20 protein-coding genes are annotated in these 22,408 nt (G+C 69.4%); 17 read left to right on the top strand and 3 right to left on the bottom strand.

Annotated features, from left to right (window positions below; translation table 11 throughout):
* Positions 1-267 precede the first annotated feature (267 nt).
* From ACULPM_RS08985 to ACULPM_RS08975, 3 genes are all read right to left on the bottom strand, one after another.
* Positions 268-609 (bottom strand): hypothetical protein, encoded by a 342-nt coding sequence (locus ACULPM_RS08985; protein WP_445332188.1) that lies wholly within the window; start codon positions 607-609, stop codon positions 268-270.
* A 31-nt stretch (positions 610-640) separates the two neighbouring features.
* Positions 641-1,384 (bottom strand): hypothetical protein, encoded by a 744-nt coding sequence (locus tag ACULPM_RS08980; RefSeq protein WP_445332189.1) that lies wholly within the window; start codon positions 1,382-1,384, stop codon positions 641-643.
* Positions 1,385-1,817: 433 nt separating this feature from the next.
* Positions 1,818-3,044 carry an MFS transporter gene (locus ACULPM_RS08975; RefSeq protein ID WP_445332190.1) on the bottom strand — a complete coding sequence of 409 codons (1,227 nt, stop codon included), beginning with the start codon at positions 3,042-3,044 and terminating at the stop codon, positions 1,818-1,820.
* Positions 3,045-3,277: 233 nt separating this feature from the next.
* Here ACULPM_RS08975 and ACULPM_RS08970 point away from each other — a divergent pair, with 233 nt between their 5' ends.
* The 17 genes from ACULPM_RS08970 to ACULPM_RS08890 all read left to right on the top strand — a co-directional run bounded on the left by ACULPM_RS08970 (position 3,278) and on the right by ACULPM_RS08890 (position 21,683).
* Complete coding sequence (locus ACULPM_RS08970; protein ID WP_445332257.1) at positions 3,278-4,243, top strand: hypothetical protein; 966 nt, start codon at positions 3,278-3,280, stop codon at positions 4,241-4,243.
* Positions 4,237-4,782: a very short patch repair endonuclease gene (locus ACULPM_RS08965; RefSeq protein WP_445332258.1), complete on the top strand. Its 546-nt coding sequence runs from the start codon at positions 4,237-4,239 to the stop codon at positions 4,780-4,782. Before ACULPM_RS08970 ends, ACULPM_RS08965 begins: the two co-directional genes overlap by 7 nt.
* A 111-nt stretch (positions 4,783-4,893) precedes the next feature.
* A complete protein-coding gene (locus ACULPM_RS08960; RefSeq protein WP_445332259.1) occupies positions 4,894-5,667 on the top strand; it encodes a metallophosphoesterase family protein in 774 nt (257 codons plus the stop codon).
* Positions 5,668-5,736: 69 nt separating this feature from the next.
* Positions 5,737-7,545, top strand: coding sequence for a GNAT family N-acetyltransferase (locus ACULPM_RS08955; protein WP_445332260.1), 1,809 nt, complete (start codon positions 5,737-5,739; stop codon positions 7,543-7,545).
* Positions 7,546-7,730: 185 nt separating this feature from the next.
* A complete protein-coding gene (locus ACULPM_RS08950; protein WP_167930296.1) occupies positions 7,731-9,122 on the top strand; it encodes a hypothetical protein in 1,392 nt (463 codons plus the stop codon).
* 10 nt (positions 9,123-9,132) lie between these two features.
* Positions 9,133-10,380, top strand: coding sequence for a deoxyguanosinetriphosphate triphosphohydrolase family protein (locus ACULPM_RS08945; protein WP_167930295.1), 1,248 nt, complete (start codon positions 9,133-9,135; stop codon positions 10,378-10,380).
* A gap of 117 nt (positions 10,381-10,497) precedes the next feature.
* Positions 10,498-11,505, top strand: coding sequence for an alpha/beta hydrolase (locus ACULPM_RS08940; RefSeq protein WP_167930294.1), 1,008 nt, complete (start codon positions 10,498-10,500; stop codon positions 11,503-11,505).
* A 237-nt stretch (positions 11,506-11,742) separates the two neighbouring features.
* Entirely contained in the window at positions 11,743-11,880 is a 138-nt protein-coding gene (locus ACULPM_RS08935; RefSeq protein ID WP_167930293.1) for a hypothetical protein, read from the top strand.
* A 146-nt stretch (positions 11,881-12,026) separates the two neighbouring features.
* Complete coding sequence (locus tag ACULPM_RS08930; protein WP_445332261.1) at positions 12,027-13,400, top strand: replication-associated recombination protein A; 1,374 nt, start codon at positions 12,027-12,029, stop codon at positions 13,398-13,400.
* Positions 13,401-13,453: 53 nt separating this feature from the next.
* The gene (locus tag ACULPM_RS08925; protein WP_445332262.1) at positions 13,454-13,993 is read left to right on the top strand and encodes a hypothetical protein; all 540 of its coding nucleotides are present in this window, start codon (positions 13,454-13,456) and stop codon (positions 13,991-13,993) included.
* A 2-nt stretch (positions 13,994-13,995) separates the two neighbouring features.
* Positions 13,996-14,364: an ATP-binding protein gene (locus ACULPM_RS08920; RefSeq protein ID WP_445332263.1), complete on the top strand. Its 369-nt coding sequence runs from the start codon at positions 13,996-13,998 to the stop codon at positions 14,362-14,364.
* Positions 14,354-15,172: a SigB/SigF/SigG family RNA polymerase sigma factor gene (locus ACULPM_RS08915; RefSeq protein WP_167930289.1), complete on the top strand. Its 819-nt coding sequence runs from the start codon at positions 14,354-14,356 to the stop codon at positions 15,170-15,172. The genes ACULPM_RS08920 and ACULPM_RS08915 overlap by 11 nt, the downstream gene beginning before the upstream one ends.
* Before the next feature lie 126 nt (positions 15,173-15,298).
* On the top strand, positions 15,299-16,597 hold the full coding sequence (locus ACULPM_RS08910) for an AI-2E family transporter (RefSeq protein WP_167930288.1): 1,299 nt from the start codon (positions 15,299-15,301) through the stop codon (positions 16,595-16,597).
* Positions 16,598-16,763: 166 nt separating this feature from the next.
* Positions 16,764-19,427, top strand: coding sequence for an alanine--tRNA ligase (gene alaS / locus ACULPM_RS08905; RefSeq protein WP_445332264.1), 2,664 nt, complete (start codon positions 16,764-16,766; stop codon positions 19,425-19,427).
* A gap of 5 nt (positions 19,428-19,432) precedes the next feature.
* Positions 19,433-19,846: a Holliday junction resolvase RuvX gene (gene ruvX, locus ACULPM_RS08900; RefSeq protein ID WP_167930286.1), complete on the top strand. Its 414-nt coding sequence runs from the start codon at positions 19,433-19,435 to the stop codon at positions 19,844-19,846.
* A 9-nt stretch (positions 19,847-19,855) separates the two neighbouring features.
* Positions 19,856-21,172: an endolytic transglycosylase MltG gene (gene mltG / locus ACULPM_RS08895; protein WP_445332265.1), complete on the top strand. Its 1,317-nt coding sequence runs from the start codon at positions 19,856-19,858 to the stop codon at positions 21,170-21,172.
* A gap of 10 nt (positions 21,173-21,182) precedes the next feature.
* Positions 21,183-21,683, top strand: coding sequence for a YqeG family HAD IIIA-type phosphatase (locus tag ACULPM_RS08890; protein WP_445332266.1), 501 nt, complete (start codon positions 21,183-21,185; stop codon positions 21,681-21,683).
* Positions 21,684-22,408 lie beyond the last annotated feature (725 nt).

Here is a 22,408-nt window from a genome sequence, read left to right as displayed (position 1 = left end):
ACCTCCATCTAGAGCCGCCGCCATTTCGGGCGGGGTTCGGACGTCCCCTAGGGCGTCCGGGCCCCGCCCGTCCTTCTCGCTGGTCTGCCTGCCCTCGCCCGTCCTTCTCGCCACGCGTATTCCGGGATTTCCGCACATCTCGGTTTACGCGTGCAAAACCTTGAACTATCCCATGCGCAACTTGGAATGTGGGCTCCGTTTGGCTGCAAATCCCAGAATGCGCGTGCCGAGAAGGACGCGGAAACTCCAATGTCCGCCAATCGGGATTTACGCATCCTCGTCCTGCCAGCGCTGTGACGCCGGCCTCAGCTGGGAGAGAAGGACGCTTCGTGCCAGAACGACGTCAGGGTCATCGAGGCGCTGCCGCATCCTTCGCTTGAAGGACGGGCCTTCGTATGGCGCAAACTTCTCAACGAGCTGGGCGAGAAACGCCCGGACGGCCTTTTCGCTGCACGCGTCCTTCTTGGTCACGGGGAAGTAGTCGATTCCGCACAGCTCGTAGTCTCGTGCCCGATCGCAGTCCTCGGCGAGCGCCTCCTCGCTCGCATGGTCCTTCCCCTGGTGCTCGCATGCCGCGTGGTAGAGCGCCCAGTAGAAGTCGGGCCGCATGGTCTGGTGGCTGACGAGATTACTGACCTCGTCAGGCCATTCCAGAGGAGCGTTCTGGAGGGGCCTTTGAAGGTGCATGCCGCCGAGGCGCGGCGGAAGGCAGAACGCAGAACGCGTGATACCACAGCGTCTCCATGGTGGAGCCCGAGCCGTCGTTGGCATACCCTGCCGCCATGTTGGCGAGCGTGTGACCGTGAAGACCGCTCACCGACTCGAGGAATGACGTTGCGTCGGCGACTGACGAGACCGGGGGAAGGTCATAGGCGACCTCTCCCGCGGAGGGGGAGAGGGGGTCGCGCGCGTATGAGCCGCAGAGCTCCATGAGAAAACCGCTGAGTCGAACGAGCGCGGCATTTCTCGTGAGCCGCTCCCTGCGAACCAGCTCGCCAAGGGATTGGGCCGCGCTGAGGAGCGAGAGCCCGGCTGCCTCAACAAACACGTGAACGGGCTCTCCCGCCGCGGTAGGGAGCGGGCCTCCTGTCGAGCTGATGAGTTCCAGGTACGAGCCGTCGGGCAGGCGCGCGAGGTTGGGGACTGCCCGGACGATGCCGCATTGGCTGCGTGACGCATCGTCTGCAAAGCGCAGGGAGACGGGCTGCGCGCGCGTGGGGGCGAGGACGTCTCCGGGAAGAGCTGAGACCAGGCTCGAGGCGTCGATCCGGCCATGGTCGCGCTGGATCGCCCCCCTGTCTGCGGGAATCAGCGCAAGGTCCCCTGTTCTTCGGGCGTGGCGCAGTACCTTCAGGGAGTCCTCGTGCGCAAGGAAGATGTCCATGGGCCTCCTCTCTTCGTGGTGACGGGAGGCTAGCAGACGGGACTTTCACGAAGCTGACGATTCCATTCTTCTGGGCGTGCGTCGGGCTTTCCGCGAGGGGCGTGCGGACTGCTTGGCGCGAGGTCAGGCGTCCGCAAGAAAAAAATGAGGCCGTGTCGTGCGTTTGCGCGAGGGCTTTCGGATTCTCTGGAACTACACGTTTGCTGGCGGCGTTGATGCGGCTGCCCCCCTCATGAGGATGCGCAGACGGCGGTTTTCGCACATCGCGGGTTACGCGTGATAAAACTCAAACTAGTTGACGCGCAATCTCGAAAAAGTATGCCGATGTACGAAAAATCCCCGTTTACGCATCCTTGGGAGAACGCGGAAACGGGGATTGCTGAAAAAGCGAGGCTACGCGTGCCCGTGGAACCGCACCGCTGCCGGCCAAAGCCTACGCCGTGCGCTCCGGGACGCGCAGCATCACGAGGAAGCCCACGACGAAGAGCACCGCGATCGAGAGCACGCCGAGGCTGGAGTTGCCGGTGAGCGCGGTGAACGTGCCCACGAGGAACGTGCCCAGGATGGCGGCGTACTTGCCAAAGATGTCGAAGAAGCCGAAGTACTCGTTGGCGCGCTCCTTAGGGGCCAACTTGCCGAACTCGCTGCGGCTGAGCGCCTGGATGCCGCCCTGGAACATGCCCACGAGGATGGCCAGGAACCAGAACTCGGCGGCCGAGCGCAGGAAGAACGCGGCAAAGAGGGTGATGCCAAAGTAGGCCGCGATGGCGATCAGCAGCATGCGGCGCGTGCCGTACTTCGACGAGAGGCGGCCGTAGATGATGGCGCTCGGGAAGGCCACGAACTGCGTGACGAGAAGCGCGAGCACGAGCTGCGTGGAGTCGATCCCCAGCTCGGTGCCGTAGCTCGTGGAGAGCTTGATGATGGTGTGCACGCCGTCGATGTAGAAGAAGTACGCGATCATGTAGTAGCGGATGGCGCGGTTCGCCCAGATCTCGCGCAGCGTCCCCGCAAGGCCGCGGACGGCGCGGGAGACGGCGTGCGGCTCGCGCGGCTTGAAGTGCCTCTGCTGCACGTTCTTGAGCAGCGGCACCGTGAAGACGGCCCACCACGCGCCGGTGATGACGAACGCGATCTGCATGGCGGTCTGCAGGGTGATGCCGAGCGCCTCGTAGCCCAGGACAACGCCCAGGCAGGCGATGAAGGGCACGCAGCTGCCGATGTAGCCCCACGCGTAGCCCTGGGAGGAGATCTCGTCCATGCGCTCGTCGGTCGTGGTGTCTACAAGAAGCGCGTCGTAGAAGACCATTGACGAGTTCAGCGCCACGGAGGAAATGACGTAGATGATCAGAAATGCGAGCGCCGTGGTCACAAAGCCGAGCGCTACCGTGGCGATGACGCCCGTGCCCACGCAGCCCACGATGAACTTCTTCTTCATGCCCTGCATGTCCGCGATCGAGCCCAGGACGGGCATGAGCAGCGCGATGATGAGCGATGCCACCGTCTCGGCGTAGCTCCACGCCACCACGACCCCGCCGTCGGGGGAGAGGGAGGAGAAGTAAATGGGGATTACGCTCGTGGCGAGAAGAACGAGGGCTGAGTTGCCCACGTCGTAGACGATCCAGCTCTTCTCTGCCTTGGTCATCTTCTGGCTAGCCATGAGGCCCCTCCCGTTGTGGCGACGCAACGTTTCCATGGTAGTCGAGCACGGGGCACGCGTGCGGTAAGAAGTGCGTAAAAGAGTCTGTGCCACCGGCGTCGGGCTTGTCCGTGCCACCGGCGTCAGGTTTGTTTGGCACGCGACTCGCGTGCCAAACAAACCTGACGCCGGTGGCACGGACAAGCCCGACGCCGTGGCATAATCGGGGGAGCACACACGACGAAAGGCGCGCCATGCCCGCGATCCTCACGCACGACCTCTTTGGCCGGGAGTCCCTCGACGAGGTACGGGACCTGCTCGGCTTCAGGACAGATGACGAGACCGACGCGTTCCTCCTGGGCAACCAGGGGCCGGACCCCCTCTTCTACCTGGTGATCGACCCGCTCATGCGCAAGTGGTCCCCACTCGGCAACGCCATGCACGCGGCGCGCCCGGCGCTGCTGATGCTCGCCATGCGCGAGGCCGCCGCCGGCCTCGAGGGCCGCGAGCGCACCCTTGCCCGGGCCTACGTGGCCGGCTTCGCCTGCCACTGGCTGCTCGACTCCACCGTGCACCCCCTCGTCTACCACTGGCAGAACGGCATCTGCGACGCGGGCGTGGAGGGGCTCGACGAGCGCGCCGCCTCGAAGGTCCACGCGGAGGTCGAGCGCGACCTCGACGAGGCGGTGCTCTTCTCGCTCACCGGCCAGACGGTCTCGACGTATCGCCCGCACGCCCACACGCTCGCCGCGAGCCATGAGGTCCTGGCCGCCGTGGACAAGGTGTACTTCTACGTGGCCCTGTGGGTCTATGGAAAGGCCATCGACCCGAGGACCTTCTCCACCGCCGCGATCGAGTTCCGCCTCGTGCAGCGGGTCTTCGACTCGCCGGGCGGCCGCAAGCGCGCGGTCATCGGCACCCTCGAGCGGGCGTTCGGCCGCACGCCCTTCTCGCTCGTCTGCGCGATGTCGCACCGCGACCGCGCCGACGCCCGCTCCGCCTTCGACAACCGCGAGCACGTCGCCTGGGAGAACCCCTTCACGGGCGAGGTCAGCGAGGACGGCTTCTGGGACCTCTGGGACAGGGCCCGCGGCCGGGTGGGCGAGGTGATCTCGGGGCTCTGCTCCCCGGACCTCGACCTCGCCGCCGCGCGCGAGCTCACGGGCGACCTCAGCTTCGAGGGGGCTCCCTCGGCGCCGGACGCGCCCTTCACGTGGTAGCGCGCGCCGCACGCCCGCGCCCGGACACCCCGCCCGCCTCCTCGGAGGCAACCCGCCACGTCATGCAGGCCAACCGGAGCAAGGACACCAAGCCTGAGCTCAAGGTGCGCGCCGCGCTGCGGGAGGCGGGGCTCACGGGCTATCGGCTCCACTGGAAGAAGGCGCCGGGCCACCCCGACGTGTGCTTCCCTGGGCGGCGCGTGGCCATCTTCGTGCACGGGTGCTTCTGGCACCGCTGCCCACACTGCTCCCCCTCGCGCCCCAAGACGCACTCCGCCTTCTGGCAGGACAAGTTCGCGCGCAACCGTGCCCGCGACGCGCGCGACAGCGCCCGCCTCGTGGAGGCGGGCTGGACCGTCGTGGTGGTGTGGGAGTGCCGCCTCAAGGGCGCCCGCCTCGAGCCGACCATGCGCGAGGTGGTCGCGGTGGTGCGCGCGGCGGGGGAGGGCCATCTTCCCGCCCGCGTCATAGAGGTCGGCTCCGCGCCCGCCTGGGTGCTCAGGATGCGCCGCTCGCGCCGCAAAACGCGACGCTCCTAGGTTACGCCCCGACCGCTCGCCCGCCCGCGGGGCCCGGCCGAGACGGCGAGGGTGTAGGCTAGCGGGAGGGGTGATGCGCCCCGCGCAGGATTCGGTCAGGGAGGGCCCGAGATGGCAACATACGTGTTCTCGGACGTGCACGGTCACCGCGCCGCGCTCGAGCGCGCCCTCGACCGCGTGTCACCCTCCGGGGACGACCGCTTCTTCTGCCTGGGCGACATGATCGACCGCGGGCCCGACCCGGTGGGCGTCCTGCGGGTCGTGCGGGGGCTGCCCAACGTGACCGTCCTCATGGGCAACCACGAGGACCTCATGATCGACTGCGTGAACAGCCCCGGGGACGGCCTCGCCGCCATGAACTGGGGGCTCAACGGTGGAGCCATGACCTCCGCCGGCCTCTCCGAGATCGAGGACGACGAGGCGAACGAGCTGCTCGGTTGGGTCGCCGGACTGCCGCGCTGGTCGAGTGCGCGCGTGGCGGGGCGGCTCTTCCTCTTCGTGCACGCCGGCGTGCGGCTCGGCCGCGTCACGCCGGAGGCGTGGGGGGATGCCGCCGTGGAGACGTTCTTCTCGGCGCAGGACCCCGAGGACCTCACGTGGATCAGGGAGGACTTCTGGGGGGCCGCCGAGGGGCTCTCGGGCGGGGACGCGCGCGGCCCCGTCATCGTGGCGGGCCACACCCCGACCCCCTATCTCGAGCGCATGGCCCACGAGGTGGACCGCCCGGCCGTGGGGGAGGACGGGCTCGCCCGGATGGTGCGCGTGGGCGCGGACCGCTGGGACGTGGACAGCGCCGCCGCGGCGGGCGCGGGCCTGGGCCAGGTGCTCGTCCTCAGGCTCGACGACGAGGAGGAGTTCTACGAGCCGGTCCTGGAGGGCGAGTAGCCGCCAGCTTGTGACACAATACTTGCCTAAAAGGGGACAGGCCCCTTTTAGGCAACTTCGAGAGGGAGCATGGGCCTTGAGATGAGCGCCGGCGCGTCGGGTTTCCTCCACGGCGCGCTCGGATTCACAACCGATAAGGACGGCTGGGTCCGCCCGGCGCGCTTCGCGCCGGAGCAGCTGCGCGCCGTGGGGAGCGTCCGCGCCTGGCATCCCGGGCTCTACCGCCAGCTCGCGGTGGCCACGGCGGGCGTCTGCCTCGAGATGGAGACCGACGCCACCCGCCTCACGCTCGAGGCTCGCGTGGACCCCACCCCGCGCGGCGCGGCCTCCGTGCTCGCGGACGTCGAGCGCCACCCGCACGGCCCTCGCCCGCCCTTCGACGGCATATCCGCCGTCGTCGACGGCCGACGCCTCCCGCTCGCCCTGCCTGACGAGAAGAACCTCGTCACGTGGCTCCTCGACGACCCCGCGGCCGGCCCCGAGCCCGGCCTCCAGCACCTCCCCGGCATGGGCGAGCCCCATCACGTCCGGGTCTGGCTGCCGTGCCTCACCTCCTGCGCCGTGCGCACCGTCACCTGCGACGGGACCTACCTCGAGCCCGTGGCCGCGCGCCGCCAGCTCGTCGTGCTCGGAGACTCCATCGCCCAGGGCTTCGTCGCGCGCGACCCCTCGCGCTCCTGGTGCGCGCTTCTCGCCGAGCACCTGGGGCTCGACCTCGTCAACCAGGGCCTGGGCGGCCAGGTCTTCCAGCCCGGCTCGCTCGTCGGCCTCTCCGAGCGCGTGGACGCGGCGGGCGTCGTCGTGGAGTTCGGCGAGAACTACCGCTACGAGCCCTGCCAGGCCGCGCGCGTCGAGCGCGACGTGCGAACCTACCTCTACGAGCTGGCCGAGGCGTTCCCGGACGCGCCGATCTGGGTCCTCACCTGCCCGCCGCACACCGAGGACGTCTACCCCACGCACCCGAGGAGCTGCGCCGCGGAGGTGGACGCGATCGTCCGCGCCGCCGCGGGGGCCCACGCGCGGATGCGCCTCGTGGAGGCCGCGCCGCTGCTCGACGCGGACCGCCTTCCGGAGCTGCTCGCCGACGGCTCCGACCACCCCGGCCCCCTCGGCCAGGAGATGATGGCGGAGCGACTCTCCTTCGTCGTCGACGCGACGCGCGACGACCCCGCCGCGCGCCGCGAGCGCGCGCTCCAGATCGTGGAGGGGTATGGCGACGACGCGCTGCCCCTCGCCGAGTGCCTGCGCCGGGGCGCGGGCGAGGTCCTTCTCGCCGAGAAGGGCGCCGTCGTGGTGGGCCTCTCGGGAGGCATGAGGATCGTGGCCGGCCCGAGCCGCCGCCTCGTGCGCCGGGCGCTCACCTGCCTCGGCGCCGCGGGAGGGACCACCTGCGTCTGCGGCAAGCGCGCGCTCGCTCGCGAGGTGGCCCGCGCCTTCGGGGGCCGGGAGCGAGCCTGCCACGTGGTGGTGTGGCGCGAGGGCGTGCCCCCGACCGACCCCGCCCGCGACATCCGCGTGCTCACCCCGGCCTATGCCGGCGTGGTGCGCGAGCGCTACGCGCACCCGGAGTACCTCGCCCCGGGCGAGCTCGAGGCCGCGCTCGAGGCGGGGAAGTTCCTCGGCGGCTTCGAGGCGGGCAGGATCGTGGGCTTCGTGGGCGAGCACGAGGAGGGCTCGATGGGGATGCTCGAGGTCTTCGAGGGGCACCGGCGCGAGGGCTGGGGGACGGCTCTCGCCGCGGCGAAGGTCTCCGCGCACCTTGCCGCCGGAGAGCTCCCGTGGGCGGAGGTCTGGCCGGACAACGAGGCCTCGCTCGCGCTCGAGCGGTCCATGGGGTTCGAGGTCCGCCCGGCCGAGGCGCTCTGGTTCGTCTCGTAGGCGCCGCGCCACGGGCCGGTAGCAGGTTTTGCGCCCCCGCTCCACCAAGGGTCCACAAATCGATAAATTCTTCGCGTAAAAAAGTCGTGAAATTTGTGCTTTTCGCTGGTAACGCTTACAATGCTCGCCGCGTGACGGGTCGGGACCCGCACGCGTGAGCAACTGTCTGACCGTTTGGAGCATATATGAGCAAGCTGAGGGGCCGTGCGCTCGAGGACGAGTTCTGCGACATCGTGAGGGAGCTGGGCGGTGACGCGGAGGGTCGCGCCGCCGGCGACGCCTACCTCGAGGCCTCGCACCCGATCGTCGAGCACGACGGCACGTCCACGTGGGCGCTCACGCCCAAGGTCCTCGGCACCGCTGAGATCGAGATCCTGACCGAGGCGGCCGAGACCATGGGCCGCATCCTCGAGAAGGTCACCAAGCGCTACCTCGTCGACCCCGACCTGAGGGCCCTCTTCGGGCTTGACCCCCGTGCCGAGGAGCTGACGCTCATCCCCACGGGCTACGAGCAGATCATCCCCTTCGCCCGTCTTGACGTCCTCTTCAACGAGGAGACCGGCGACTTCACCTTCGCCGGCGTGTCCACCGACAGCGCCGTGGGCACCACCGTCGCCGTCGACGTGACCCGCGCCATCCAGCGCACCGAGTCCTATCGCCGCTTCGCCGAGCGCCACCGCTCGATCGAGACCTTCGACATCTCCGACGGCATGATCGCGGCGCTGCGCGAGACCTACTACTCCTGGGCCAACGCCGATGCTGGCACCCACCACCCCGAGCGCCCCGTCGTGGGCATCGTCGACTACGCCGAGAGCGCCTCGGAGGGCGAGTTCGCCGACCTCATCGAGCGCATGGCGGACGAGGGCGTCTTCGCGCGCTTCGTTGACATCCGCGACCTGCGCATCGAGGAGGCCGCGGGCACCCGTCGCCTCGTCGACTCCCAGGGCCCCATCGCCTGCGTCTACCGCCGCGCGCTCGTCGGCGAGATGATCGAGAAGCCCTGCGAGGGCGTCGACGCGCTCGTCGAGGCGGCCCGCCGCGGCCTCGCCTGCGTCATCGGCGGCTTCCGCACCTGGCCGGCGTCCGTGAACTCGCTCTTCGCCGTCCTGCACTCCGAGGCCGTCGAGTCCATCCTCGACCCGATCGAGCTCGCCTTCGTGCGCGCCCACGTCCCCGAGGCCCACGTCCTCACGCGCGACAGCGACGTCAACCGCTACCTCTCCGAGCAGGACGACTGGCTCGTCCGCCCCGCGGGCGCCTATCGCGCCCCGGAGGCCGTCGCCGGCGTCGACCGCATGGACCGCGACGAGTGGTGGCGCGTCCTTCTCGCCGCGTGCGAGGAGGGCGCCACGGTCGAGCGCCTCGACCCGGCCTACCGCACGCCCGTCATCGTGGGCGGCGCCACCCCGCGCCCGGACGGCTCCGACCCGGCCGAGCCCGTCGAGGCCAACAACCTCCTCGGCCTCTTCCTCTTCCGCGGCAAGTTCGGCGGCGTCTACGCCCGCTGCGCCTACGAGGGCGTCATGGGCGAGTGGGGCCACCGCCTCGACATGGGCTGCCTCGTCGTCAACGAGTAGGAGGGCTGATATGGCGGAAGGCGAGAACAGGCTCGCGCCCGGGCTCACGGGGCGGCTCTCCGAGGAGGCGGCCACGGCCGTCAGGGAGCGGCTCGCGTCCGGCGAGCTCTCGCCCTTCGCGTGCCGCGACGCCTCCGCCATCCGCCGCGACTCCTGCGAGCGCGACCGCGACACCTGCGTCCGCCCCGCCTTCGTGCGCGACGCCGAGAAGGTCGTGCACCTCCCGGCGTACAACCGCATGGCGGGAAAGACGCAGGTCTTCTCGTTCCGCGCGAACGACGACCTCGCGCGGCGCGGCCTGCACGTGCAGCTCGTGGCCCGCGTGGCGCGCGACATCGGCCGCGCGCTCGGGCTCAACCTCGACCTCATCGAGGCCATCGCGCTCGCGCACGACCTCGGGCACACGCCCTTCGGCCACGCCGGCGAGCGCTTCCTGAACGACGTCTATCACGCCCGCACGGGGCGCTGGTTCTTCCACAACGTCCAGAGCGTCCGCGTGGTCGACGTGCTCGCCGGGCGCAACGTGAGCCTGCAGACCCTCGACGGCGCCCTCTGCCACAACGGCGAGTTCGAGCAGCAGGTCTTCGAGACGAGCGGCCTCGCGGAGTTCGACACCTTCGACCGCGTGGTCGCCTCCTGCTGGGAGTGCGGCGACGAGACCATCTCCCACCTGCGCCCGATGACGCTCGAGGGCTGCGTCGTGCGCGTCTCCGACATCATCGCCTACGTGGGCAAGGACCGCCAGGATGCCATCCGCGCCGGCCTCTGCTCGGAGGACACCTTCGACGACGGCCTCGGCGGCGCCTACAACGCCTGGGCGCTCTCCTCGTTCGTCGCCGACGTCGTGGAGCACAGCGTGGGCCGCGACCGCATCGAGATGAGCCCGGAGGGCTTTGCCGAGATGCGCCGCGCCAAGCGCGAGAACTACGAGAAGATCTACGGCGCGGGAGAGGTCAACGGAGACTTCTCCGCCGAGGTGCGCGAGCTCTTCTCGGCGCTCTACGAGCACGAGCTCGCGGCCCTTGCGGCCGGCGACGAGTCCGCGGCGGTCTTCGCGCACCACGTGGCGCCCACCGAGCGCCGCCTCGCGCACTACGGCCGCACCTACGACTGGGAGTCCGACCCCGACCAGACCGTCGTGGACTTCATCTCCTCGATGACCGACGACTACTTCATCGCCACCTGCGAGGCGCTCTTCCCCCACGCGGCCGAGCTCTTCCCGCAGCGCGGGTACTTCTCGGCCGGCGTCCGCGCGTAGCCTGACAGAGTCGCCGGGGCGCTCTGTCAGGTCGGGCGCAGCGCCCTCCCTCAACGCGAGAGTGAAACAATACAGACTGTTATAATGTCCCGCTCGGAGCCGGACAGGGGAGGATGCATGGCGCTCGCGAGAAGGACCAAGAGGATTGTGGCCGCGGTGGCGGGTGCGCTCGTCGCGCTCGCGCTTATCGGCCTGGGCTTCGTGGGGAACTTCCTCGTGGACTTCGCGCTCAACCCGCACGCGGAGGTCTCGATGGCCCGCTCGATGGGCTCCGGCAAGGTGGACGGGCTCGAGGGGCACCGGGAGGCGAAGGCCGACGACGCCTACGCCGATCAGGCCGCGGCGTGGTTCGACGCCACGCGCGAGAGCGTCTCCCACCAGGCCGAGGACGGCACGGTCCTTCTCGGTTGGCGGCTCGACGGCGATGACGGAGCCGCGTACTCCGACGGGCACGCCTGGGCCGTGGTCTGCCACGGCTACGTGGGCGAGCCCGCCGACATGGCGAAGTACGCCTACCACTTCGCGCAGATGGGGATGAGCGTGCTCATGCCGGCGGCGCGCGGGCACGAGCGCAACGTCGACACGGGCCTCATCCAGATGGGCTGGCAGGACGCGCACGACCTTATCGGCTGGATCGAGGACATCGTCGCCGCCGACCCCGAGGCCCGCATCATGCTCTTCGGCGCCTCCATGGGCGGCTTCGAGGTCATGGCCGCCTCCGGGCTGGACGGCCTCCCCGAGAGCGTGCGCCTGATCGTGGAGGACTGCGGGTACACGAGCGTGTGGGACGAGTTCGTGGTCCAGCTCGACAACGTCTTCGGCCTGCCGAGCTTCCCGATCCTGAACGTGGCGGACGCGGCGTGCCTGCTTCGCGCGGGCTACACCTTCGAGACCGCCTCGGCGGTGGAGAGCCTTCGCCAGGCGAGCGTCCCCATGCTCTTCATCCACGGCGACGAGGACGACTTCGTGCCCTTCTCGATGCTCGACGAGTGCTACGAGGCATGCGCGAGCGAGCAGAAGGAGAAGCTCGTCGTCCCCGGCGCCGGCCACGGCCTCTCCGCGAGCACCGACCCCGAGCTCTACTGGTCCACGGTTGACGCCTTCGTGAGGAAGCACCTGTCCTAGACGCGCCTCACGCGTTCTGATTGCCAAAGGTCCACCGCGCGGTTTTAACGCGTGGATACGACCACGGCCGCAGCTCGCGGTCAGTTTCCTGTCAGTTTGGAGTAACATTATTGGTTTTAGTATACAAACTATAACAATAAATAGTATACAAAATACGCTATTATAGGACTTCACAGTAAAGTCCGCGCGCGGGTGGCGCTCCGGGATGGGTCCACAGACCCGGAAGGGAGGTTGCCCATGGAACAGTTCTTTGAGCTGCTTCAGCACATACTGAGTGCCGTCTCAACGGCGCTCCTCGTGGCCGAGCGCGCGCTCGGCATTCGCGACCGGTATAGGCGATGGCGGATGGAACGCGAGAAGAGGGATAGGGGCTAGTTGCAGCTAGCCCCTTAACCGAATCACAGCGCCGCCCGTAGAGGCATTTACACGACGGGCTTTGCCGTGCACGGCAAGTATACCCAATTCCACCATATCGCGGGCGTGGTCGGCGGCCCCGCGCGCGATGGCGTACAATCGTTCCCATGGATACCTTGTTCACGCGCGTCGAGACCGCGCGCAAAAACGACAACGCCCCGCTCGCCGCGCGCATGCGGCCCGCCACGCTCGACGGCTACGTCGGCCAGGCGCAGGCCGTGGGCCCGGGCTCGTGGCTCCGGCGCGCCATCGAGCACGACACGCTCTCCTCGGTCATCCTGTACGGCCCCGCCGGCACGGGCAAGACCACGCTCGCGCGCATCATCGCCAACTCCACGCACGCTGAGTTCGTCGAGGTCAGCGCCATCACGGGAACGGTGAAGGATCTCCGGCGCGAGATCGAGGCGGCCGAGTCCCGGCTGCTCACGCTCGGCCGGCGCACCATCCTCTTCGTGGACGAGATCCACCGCTTCAACCGCAGCCAGCAGGACGCGCTGCTGCATGCCGTCGAGGACCGCATCGTGGTCCTCGTGGGCGCCACCACGGAGAACCCCTACTTCGAGGTCAACTCGGCCCTGATTAGCCGCAGCCGCGTCGTGGAGCTCACCGCGCTCGACGACGCGTCGGTCCGCGAGCTCGTGCGCCGCGCCGTGGCGGCCCCGGAGGGCCTGGCCGGGCGCTTCGAGCTCTCGCCCGAGGCGGAGGACGAGGTCGTGACGCTGGCCGGCGGCGACGGCCGGGCGGCCCTCACCTCGCTCGAGCTCGCCTCCCAGATGGTGGACGCCCCGGAGGACGGCGCCGCCGCGGGCGAGAAGGGCGGCCCCGCCCCGCTCCTCATCACGCGCGAGCACGTCGTCGAGGCCAACCCCCGCCGTGGCCTGCCCTACGACAAGTCCGGCGACATGCACTACGACGTCATCTCCGCCTTCATCAAGTCCATGCGCGGCAGCGACCCCGACGCCGTCCTCTACTGGCTCGCTCGCATGCTCGACGCAGGGGAGGACCCCAAGTTCATCGCCCGGCGCATCATGATCTGCGCCTCGGAGGACATCGGCAACGCCGACCCGCAGGCCCTGCTCGTGGCGCATGCCGCCTTCCGCGCCACCGAGGTCATCGGCATGCCCGAGTGCCGCATCAACCTGGCCCAGGCGGCAACCTACCTCGCCCTCGCGCCCAAGTCCAACGCCGCGGAGGCGGGCATAGACGCCGCGCTCGAGGAGGTCCGCCGGGGTCCCCGCCGCGAGGTCCCGAGCCACCTGCGCGACCGGCACCGCCCCGGCTCCGACGAGTACGGCCCCTACCTCTACCCGCACAACTACCCGGGCGGCTGGGTACCCCAGCGCTACCTGCCCGAGGGGCTCGAGCGCGGGTGCTTCTACCAGGCGAGCCCGCGCGGCTGGGAGGCCTGGCGGCAGGAGGCGATCGGCAGGGATGTCGCGGACGCCGAGAAGAGCGGGCATGACGCCGGCTCACTTGGGTAGAATGAGGGTTCGGGGCATCATCTCCCCGAGACGGACGCTCTAAGGAGGGCGCTATGGACTACCTGCAAATCGCTCTGCTCGTGCTGGTCGTCGTCGGGGTGTGGGCCGTCGTCGAGATCGCACTCACCGTGCGCAGCGCCCGCCGCGACATCGAGAAGGTCACCACCTCGGCCAACGACCTCATCGAGCAGGTCCAGCCGGTCGTGGCCAAGCTCGACGGCGTGGTCGACGAGCTCGAGCCCGCCGCCAAGCACATGGCCCCGCTCGCCGAGAGCGCCGAGACCACCATCGCCGCGGCCAGCGTCTCCGTGGAGCGCCTGAACGGCATCCTGGCGGACGTCTCCGCCGTCTCCGGCACCGCCTCGAGCGTCACCGGCGCGGTCAACCGCGTCGCCGAGAGCGCCGCCTCGGGGGTGGCGAGCGTCATGTCCCGGATCACCGGTTCCGGGCCCGCCGAGCACGCCGCCCAGCTCGAGGAGGCCCCCGAGGCCGAGCGCGCCGAGCGCCCGGACCGCGCCCCCGTCCGCTACGTCGACTACGGCGAGGTGTCCGCCGCCGACGCCCCCGCCACCGAGGACACCGAGCAGGAGTAGTGATGACCGAGAAGAACGTGCGCCTTCGCGTCCCCGCGGAGGCCGGATTTGCCCGCTCCGTCCGCATGACGGCCTCGACCCTGGCCGTCTGCTGCGACATGAGCGTCGACGACGTGGAGGACGTGCGCATGGTCGCTGAGGAGGGCTTCGTCTACGCGTGCGCGACGTCCCCGGACGCCGTCGACGTGTCCTTCTCGCTTGCGCCGGACGCCATGACCATGGACTTCTCGCTTGGCGAGGAGGAGCCTGACGACGAGTCGATAGACCTCGTCGAGGTGCTGCTCTCCGCCGTGTGCGACGTGTTCTCGGTCTCCGAGGACGGGCGCGTCCTGCACCTCGTCAAGCGGGCGGGGGACGCCCATGGAGAGTAGGGACCTCTCCGGGCGACGTGGCGCCCGGGCGGGGTCGCGCGCGGGCCGCGCCGCCTGGGACAAGGACCGCACCCGCGAGCTCTTCCGCCGCTACAAGCAGGAGGGGGACGCCGAGGCGCGCGACCAGCTCATCGTGAGCCACCTCAACCTCGTCCGCTTCCTCGCGTCCAAGTTCAAGAACCGCGGCGAGTCCCTCGAGGACCTCGTCCAGGTGGGCACGATCGGCCTCATCAAGGCGATCGACCGCTTCGACCCGGAGCGCGGCCTGGAGTTCACGACCTACGCCACGCCCACGATCATGGGCGAGATCAAGCGCCACTTCCGCGACAAGGGCTGGTCGGTGCGCGTCCCGCGCCGCCTGCAGGAGCTCTCGGCCAAGGTCAACCAGGCCACCGACGAGCTCGTCAACCAGCTGCAGCGCAGCCCCTCGGTGGCCGAGATCGCCGACTACCTGGGCGCCTCGGTCGACGAGGTGCTCGAGGCGATGGAGTCCTCGAGCGCCTACAGCTCGGTGCCGCTCGAGGGCGGCGGGTCCTCCGACGACGAGGAGGCCCCGTCGGTCATCGACCACTACGCGACCGAGGACGCCGACCTCGCCGCCACCGACGACCGCATCGTGCTCGAGCAGGCCGTCGCCGACTTCTCCCCGCGCGAGCGGGAGGTCGTCAAGATGCGCTTCGAGGACGGGCTCACCCAGGTGGAGATCGCGGAGCGCCTGGGCGTCTCGCAGGTCCAGGTCTCGCGCCTCCTGCGCCGCACGCTGCGCCGCATTCAGGACAAGATCGACCCGGAGGGCCGGCTGGCCTGATCTGCCTAGTTGCCTATTTGGGGACAGGCCCCTTTTAGGCAAGTTTGCAGGGATGAAAACTTGCCTAAAGGGGGCCTGTCCCCAAATAGGCAACTAGGCACCCGAACGGGCAACGGGAGGAGAGACATGGATCAGAGGGCGGCGCGGGTGCGCCTTGCCTGCCTCAGGGTGTGGACTGTCGTGGGGGCGATCCTCGTGGCGGCCGTCGTGCTCATGGTGCTGGGGCGCCTCTCGAGCGTGCTTCTGTTCCTCGCGACGGGCTGCCTCATCGCGTACGTGGCCTCGCCGCTCGTCAACTGGCTCGCGCGTCATCGCGTGCCGCGCGGCGTCGCCTCGATCCTGGGCGTCATCGTGGTCGCCCTCGCGGTGGTGCTGCTCTTCTCGCTCATCATCCCGCTGTTCTTCGCCCAGATGACCGACCTGCTGCGCGACCTGCCGGCCCGCATCTCCGAGATGGGGTCGTGGCTCGCCGACCTCGAGCGCCAGCACGACATCCTCAAGCAGATCGGCGAGTACGTGGACACGGGCTCGCTCATCAGCTCACTCCAGAGCATCCTCTCGGGCCTCGTCTCCGCGCTGCTCGGCGCCATCAGCAACGGGCTCGTCCCCGCCGTGAGCAACATCGCGTCGGCGGTCTTCACCGTGTTTCTCGGCCTCGTCTTCGCGTTCTGGCTCGTCTGCGACTACCCGCGCATCAACGACGAGATTTGCCTCGTGCTCGGACCCCGCCGCTCGGAGAACTACCGCGTCACGCTCGCCGTCGTCTCGCGCTCCGTGGGCGGCTACCTGCGCTCCACCCTCATCGACTCCATCATCCAGGGCAGCCTCGCGTGCGTGGGCTTCATGCTCGCCGGCCACCCCTATGCGGGGCTCATGGGCGTGCTCTCCGGCGTGCTGAACTTCATCCCGGTGGTCGGCCCGTCGATCTCGGCGATCGTGGCCACCGGCGTGGCGCTCTTCTACAGCCCCGTCATGGCGTTCTGGACGATGATCGCGGCCATGGTGGCGCAAAACGTCACGGACAACCTCATCGTGCCGCGCATCAACCAGTCCACGATGCAGATTCACCCCGTGCTGTCGCTGCTCGCCATCATGATCGGCTCGGCGCTCCTGGGGCCGCTCGGCATGGTCGTGGCCATACCGCTCTGCGCCATCGCCAAGGGGCTCTTCGTCTTCTACTTCGAGACGCGCACGGGCGAGCAGATCGTGTCCTACGACGGCGCGCTCTTCAAGGGCACGCCCTTCCACGACGCCTCCGGCAACCCCGTCCCCGCGAGCGACGCCCTCGGCGAGGAGCGCTTCGCCGAGTCCGAGATCCTCCCGGCGACGCGCGAGCACGAGTCCGCCACGGCCGCCCCGCGCCCCAAGCACCCGGTCGAGCGCCTCGTCGAGCGCCTTCGCGAGGGCGAGAAGGGCGAGAAGTAGGGGAGCCCCCGTCCTTCTCGCGCCCTTCTCGCCTCACCGCCCCCCCGGTGCCGCGCGGCGCCCAGCTGAAAAACCCGGCGATTGCGTGACGTACCACGCGGAAGGGCTGCTCGCGCTATACTGACAAGGTTGTATGCGCACCAGGACCCGACCGCAGGGGAGCGATATGAGCACCGCCGACTACAAGACCATGACCACCGCCGAGATCCGCGAGGACTTCCTCCGGTTCTTCGAGAGCAAGGGCTGCAAGCTGTATCCCTCGTCGTCGCTTGTGCCCGACGACCCGTCGCTCTTGCTCACCAACGCGGGCATGAACCAGTTCAAGGAGTACTACCAGGGCATCAAGACCATGCCCGAGATCGGCGCCTGCTCCTGCCAGAAGTGCCTGCGCACCAACGACATCGAGAACATCGGCGACGCCACGCACCTCTCGTTCTTCGAGATGCTCGGCAACTTCTCCTTCGGCGGCTACTCCAAGGCCGACGCCATCGCCTGGGCCTACGACTTCATCACGAGCCCCGAGCACCTGGGCCTTCCGCCCGAGCGCCTCTACATGACGGTCTTCGAGAACGACGACGAGGCCATCGAGCTCTGGCACGAGCAGGGCGTCCCCTACGACCACATCTCGCGCCTCGGCGAGAAGGACAACTTCTGGGCCGCCGGCCCCACCGGCCCCTGCGGCCCGTGCTCGGAGATCTACTTCGACCAGGGCGAGGAGTTCGGCTGCGGCGGCCCCGATTGCGGCCCCGGCTGCGACGACTGCGACCGCTTCCTCGAGTTCTGGAACCTCGTCTTCACGCAGTACGACCGCCAGGAGGACGGCTCGCTCCCCGAGCTCCCGCACCGCAACATCGACACCGGCATGGGCCTCGAGCGCATCGCCGCCATCATGCAGCACAAGGGCACCAACTACGACGGCGACCTGCTGAGCACGCTCATCGGCATGGGCGAGCGCCTCTCCGGGCACGCCTACGGCACCGACGCCGCGCGCGACCGCAGCCTGCGCATCGTGGCCGACCACGCCCGCGCCGTCACGTTCATGATCGGCGACGGCATCCTGCCGGGCAACGAGGGCAGGAGCTACGTGCTGCGGCGCCTCCTGCGCCGCGCGGTCTACCATGGCCGCCTCGCGGGCATCAAGGGCGCGTTCCTCGGCTCCTACGTCGAGGAGATCTGCCGCCTCATGGGCGACAACTACCCCGCCATCGTGGAGAGCCGCTCGCTCATCGACGGCATCGTCGCGGCCGAGGAGGAGCGCTTCGGCGCCACGCTCGACGCCGGCGAGGAGCTGCTCGCGGGCGAGCTCGAGCGCCTCGCCGAGGGCGCCACGCTTCCCGGCGACGTGGCCTTCAAGCTGCACGACACCTACGGGTTCCCCATCGACCTCACGCGCGAGATCTGCGCCGCCTCCGGTCATGACGTGGACATGGGTGCCTTTGACGCCTGCATGACCGAGCAGCGCGAGCGCGCCCGCGCCAACGCCAACCGCGACGCCTGGGGCACCTTCAACGACGTCTGGACCGCGCTCTCCGACCGTCTGGCCGACACCGAGTTCTGCGGCTACGACAAGAACGAGGCCCCCGCGCGCGTCCTCGCCATCGTGGCGGACGGCGCCGAGGCCGAGCGCGCCGAGGCGGGCCAGGAGGTCGAGGTCGTCCTCGACGCCACGCCGTTCTACGCCGAGATGGGCGGCCAGGTGGGCGACACCGGCTCCATCACGACGGCCGCCGGCGCGCGCCTGCGCGTCACCGACACCAAGGTCAAGAACGGCCTCTACGCGCACGCGGCCGTGGTCGAGGAGGGCGCGCTCCGCGTGGGCGACGAGGTCACGGCCTCGGTCGACGCGGGCCGCCGCGAGCTCATCCGACGCAACCACACCGCCACGCACCTGCTCGACGCGGCGCTCAAGAAGGTCCTGGGCGACCATGTCTCCCAGGCCGGCTCGCTCGTTGCGCCCGACCGCCTGCGCTTCGACTTCACCCACTTCGAGGCCATGACGGCCGACCAGCTCGCGCGCGTGGAGGGCATGGTCAACGCCCAGATCTTCGCCGCCGAGCCCATCGTCACCCGCGTCATGGGCATCGAGGAGGCCAAGGCCTCCGGCGCCGTCGCCCTCTTCGGCGAGAAGTACGGCGATGTGGTGCGCGTCGTCTCCACCGGCGAGTCCGAGACGCCCTTCTCGCGCGAGCTCTGCGGCGGCACGCACGCGCGCAACACCGCCGACCTCGGCCTCTTCAAGATCGTCTCCGAGGGGTCCGTCGGCTCCAACGCCCGCCGCATCGAGGCCGTGACCTCGATGGGCGCCATCGAGTACGTCGACGAGCGCCTGCTCGCCCTCGACGACGTGGCCCGCGAGCTCAAGTGCCGCCCGGACGCCGTCGCCGAGCGCGTGGCCGCGCTCGAGCACGAGCTGCGCGAGACCAGGAAGGCCCTCGAGGCCGCGACCACCGGCGCCGGCGCCTCGAAGGTCGCCGACGCCTACAAGGCCGCCGTCCAGCTCGATGGCTACAAGGCCGTGGTCGCCCGCATCGACGGCCTCACCGGCAAGGAGATGCGCTCCGCCTGGGACGGCATCCGCGACGCCGCGAACGGCGAGGCCGTGGCCTGCGTCATCGCCTCCGCCACGCCAGACGGCAAGGTCGCCCTTCTCGCCGGCGGTACGGACGGCGCGGTCTCCGCCGGCTTTGCCGCGGGCGCCATCATCAAGGACATCGCCGGCCTCGTGGGCGGCCGCGGCGGCGGGCGCCCCAACATGGCGCAGGCCGGCGGCTCCGACGCCTCCGGCATCGACGCCGCGCTCGACGCCGCGCGCGCCGCGCTCGGGATCTAGCGGCCGTGAGGGTCCTCGCGCTCGACATCGGCGAGGTCCGCGTCGGCGTCGCCGTGAGCGACCCTGCCGGCCGCGTGGCCTCGCCGGTCTGCGTCCTTCCCGCGCAGGAGGTGCTCGCGCACGCGGTCACCTTCCGGCGCGTGCTCGAGGACTGGGAGCCCGAGCTTCTCGTCTGCGGCAGGCCGATGACGCTCGCGGGCGAGGAGGGCCCCCAGGCGGCGCGCGTGCGGGAGCAGGCCGAGCGAATCGCGACGGCGTGCGGTCTTCCGCTGGAGTTTGAGGACGAACGTTTGTCCTCAGCCGAGGCTAAGCGTATCCTGAGGGAACAAGGGCTCAGCGAGCGTGCCATGCGCGGCAAGGTCGACATGGTGGCCGCGAGCCTGTTTCTGCAAGCCTGGCTCGACGCCAGACATAACTGAGAGGGCACGATGGCAACACCCACCAACCCGACCCCGCGGCATGGCGGGTCTCACTTCGGAACGAGCAACCGGGCGCAGGTGCCCCAGTCCGCCCCCGCGTCGCAGCCCGTGAGCCGGCAGCGCAGGCCGCGCGCCCAGGCGGGCGTCCCGTCCCAGGGTGCGACGGCGCCGCGCGCCGCCCTCTCGGGCACGCGCGTCTCGAGCCGCACCGCCGCCGCCACCCGACGCGCCGGCAGCCGCAACGTGCACCACGGCGGCAGGAGCCGCCGCAGGAGTAGGGCGCCCTTCATCGTGCTCGGCCTCGTGGCCGTGGCGGCCGTGCTCGCGGTGGTCTTCGTGATCCTGCCGAGCCTCGGCTCGCAGGAGACCCAGGGCGAGCCCCAGGCCGTCGCCGAGGGCACCGTCGTCTCCGTGAGCGTCCCCGAGGGCTCGGGCGCCTCCGTCGTGGCCGACCTGCTCTACGACGCTGGCCTCATCTCCAACAAGAGCGAGTTCCTCAACCAGGCGCGCCAGATGAACGCCGAGCAGAGCATCAAGAGCGGCAGCTACTCATTCACCGCCGGCTCCGACCTCCCCTCGATCATCAACCAGCTGACGACCGGCCCCAACGCCGAGATCTCGCTCACCATTCCCGAGGGCTACACGCTCGCGCGCATCGCGGCGGCGGTCCAGGAGGTGCTGCCCATCACGTCCGACGAGTTCCTCGCCCAGGCCAAGGCCTCGAACTACGTCGCCGACTACTCGTTCCTCGAGGGCGTGGAGAACGACTCGCTCGAGGGATTCCTCTTCCCCAAGACCTACAGCTTCTCCAGCACCGAGGTCACGGCCGACGAGGTCATTCGTGTGATGCTCGACCAGTTCGAGACCGAGCTCGCCACGCTCGACCTGAGCTACCCCACCTCCGACGGCCTCTCGGTGGCGCAGATGGTCAACCTCGCCTCCATCGTCGAGAAGGAGTCCACGCCGAGCACGCGCGCCCAGGTCGCCTCCGTCTTCTACAACCGCTTGGACAACATGGGCGACCCCAACTACGGCTTCCTGCAGTCAGACGCCACGACCGCCTACTCGGTGGGCCACGACCCCTCCGCCGAGGAGGTCCACGACGAGTCCGACCCCTACAGCACCTACGCCCACCAGGGCCTGCCGCCGACCCCAATCTGCAGCCCGGGCCTCGAGTCGCTGCAGGCGGTCTGCTCGCCCGACATGGACTACATCAACGAGGGCTACTTCTACTTCTTCTTCTGGACCAACGACGCCGGGGAGACCGAGTACGCCTTCAGCAGGACCTACGACGAGCACCTGCAGGCCATTGCCAACAACTCGTAGGGCGCGTCCGATGGGTCTGTTCCGCGCCTGGCGCTACGTGGCGTCGCTCCCCCTCGTCGACGTGGGGGAGCTTGCCGAGAAGAACGTGCGGCTCGTCCTGCTCGACCGCGACAACACCTGCGTGCCGCGCGACGCCTCCTCGGCGCCGCCCGAGGTCGTGGCCTGGCTCGACGCTGCCCGCGCGGCGGGGATCGGGCTCTGCCTCGTCTCCAACAACTTCCACTCGAGCCAGGTGGGCCGCACGGCCCGCGAGCTCGGCGTCGAGGTGGTCGACCACGCCATGAAGCCGGCGCCCTTCGCCCTGCGTCGCGCGATGCGGCTCATGGGCGCCTCGCCCGAGGAGACCGTGATGATCGGCGACCAGGTGTTCACCGACGTCGCCGCCGGCAACCTCGCCGGCGTCCGCACCGTCCTTGTGCGCCCGCAGTCGCGCAGCGACCTCTGGTACACGCACGTCTTCCGCATCTTCGAGCGACTCGCCCTGCGCGGCGTCGCCTTCGAGGGGGAGTGACGCCGGGCGCGTCGCCGGTCACGCCATCGATCACGCCCCCGGCACTCAGTTCCGGATTTGCGCGCTGTGCCCGCGCCGCCCGGCACTCAATTCCGAAACTGCGTGCCAGTCCCGTCTCGTGTGGTCGCTCAGTTCCGGATTTGCGTATCAACCGCGACGCAAGCCCGCACTCAGTTCCGGATTTGAGCACCGGACGGTACTCAGTTCCGGATTTGAGCACCGGGCGGTACTCAGTTCCGGATTTGAGCACCGGCCCGCGCTCAGTTCTGGATTTGCGCACCGTCTCGTCGCCAGAGGGCACTCAGTTCCGCATATGAGCGTCGGGTCGGCGTCGCGTGCGCACTCAGTTCCGGATTTGAGCACCGGACGGTACTCAGTTCCGGATTTGAGCACCGGGCGGTACTCAGTTCCGGATTTGAGCACCGGCCCGCGCTCAGTTCTGGATTTGCGCACCGTCTCGTCGCCAGAGGGCACTCAGTTCCGCATATGAGCGTCGGGTCGGCGTCGCGTGCGCACTCAGTTCCGGATTTGCGTATCGCCCCGCAGATGGAGGGCACTCAGTTCCGGATTTGCGCACCGAGTGATACTCAATTCCGGATTGTGGCCCCTAACGAGCGGCATAGTTAGTCATCCGCTCCCTCGTCGCCTCGGCGATCGCCGCTGCGACCCACTCCTCGTTCTCCCTCTTCTCCCTCCGCGCGTTCCTGAACCTCCTGCCCGGCCCC

This window comes from Thermophilibacter sp. ZX-H3 (genome assembly GCF_052599055.1).
The sequence above is the reverse complement of the archived record's forward strand: the minus strand, read 5'-3'. Positions and strand labels throughout refer to the sequence as shown.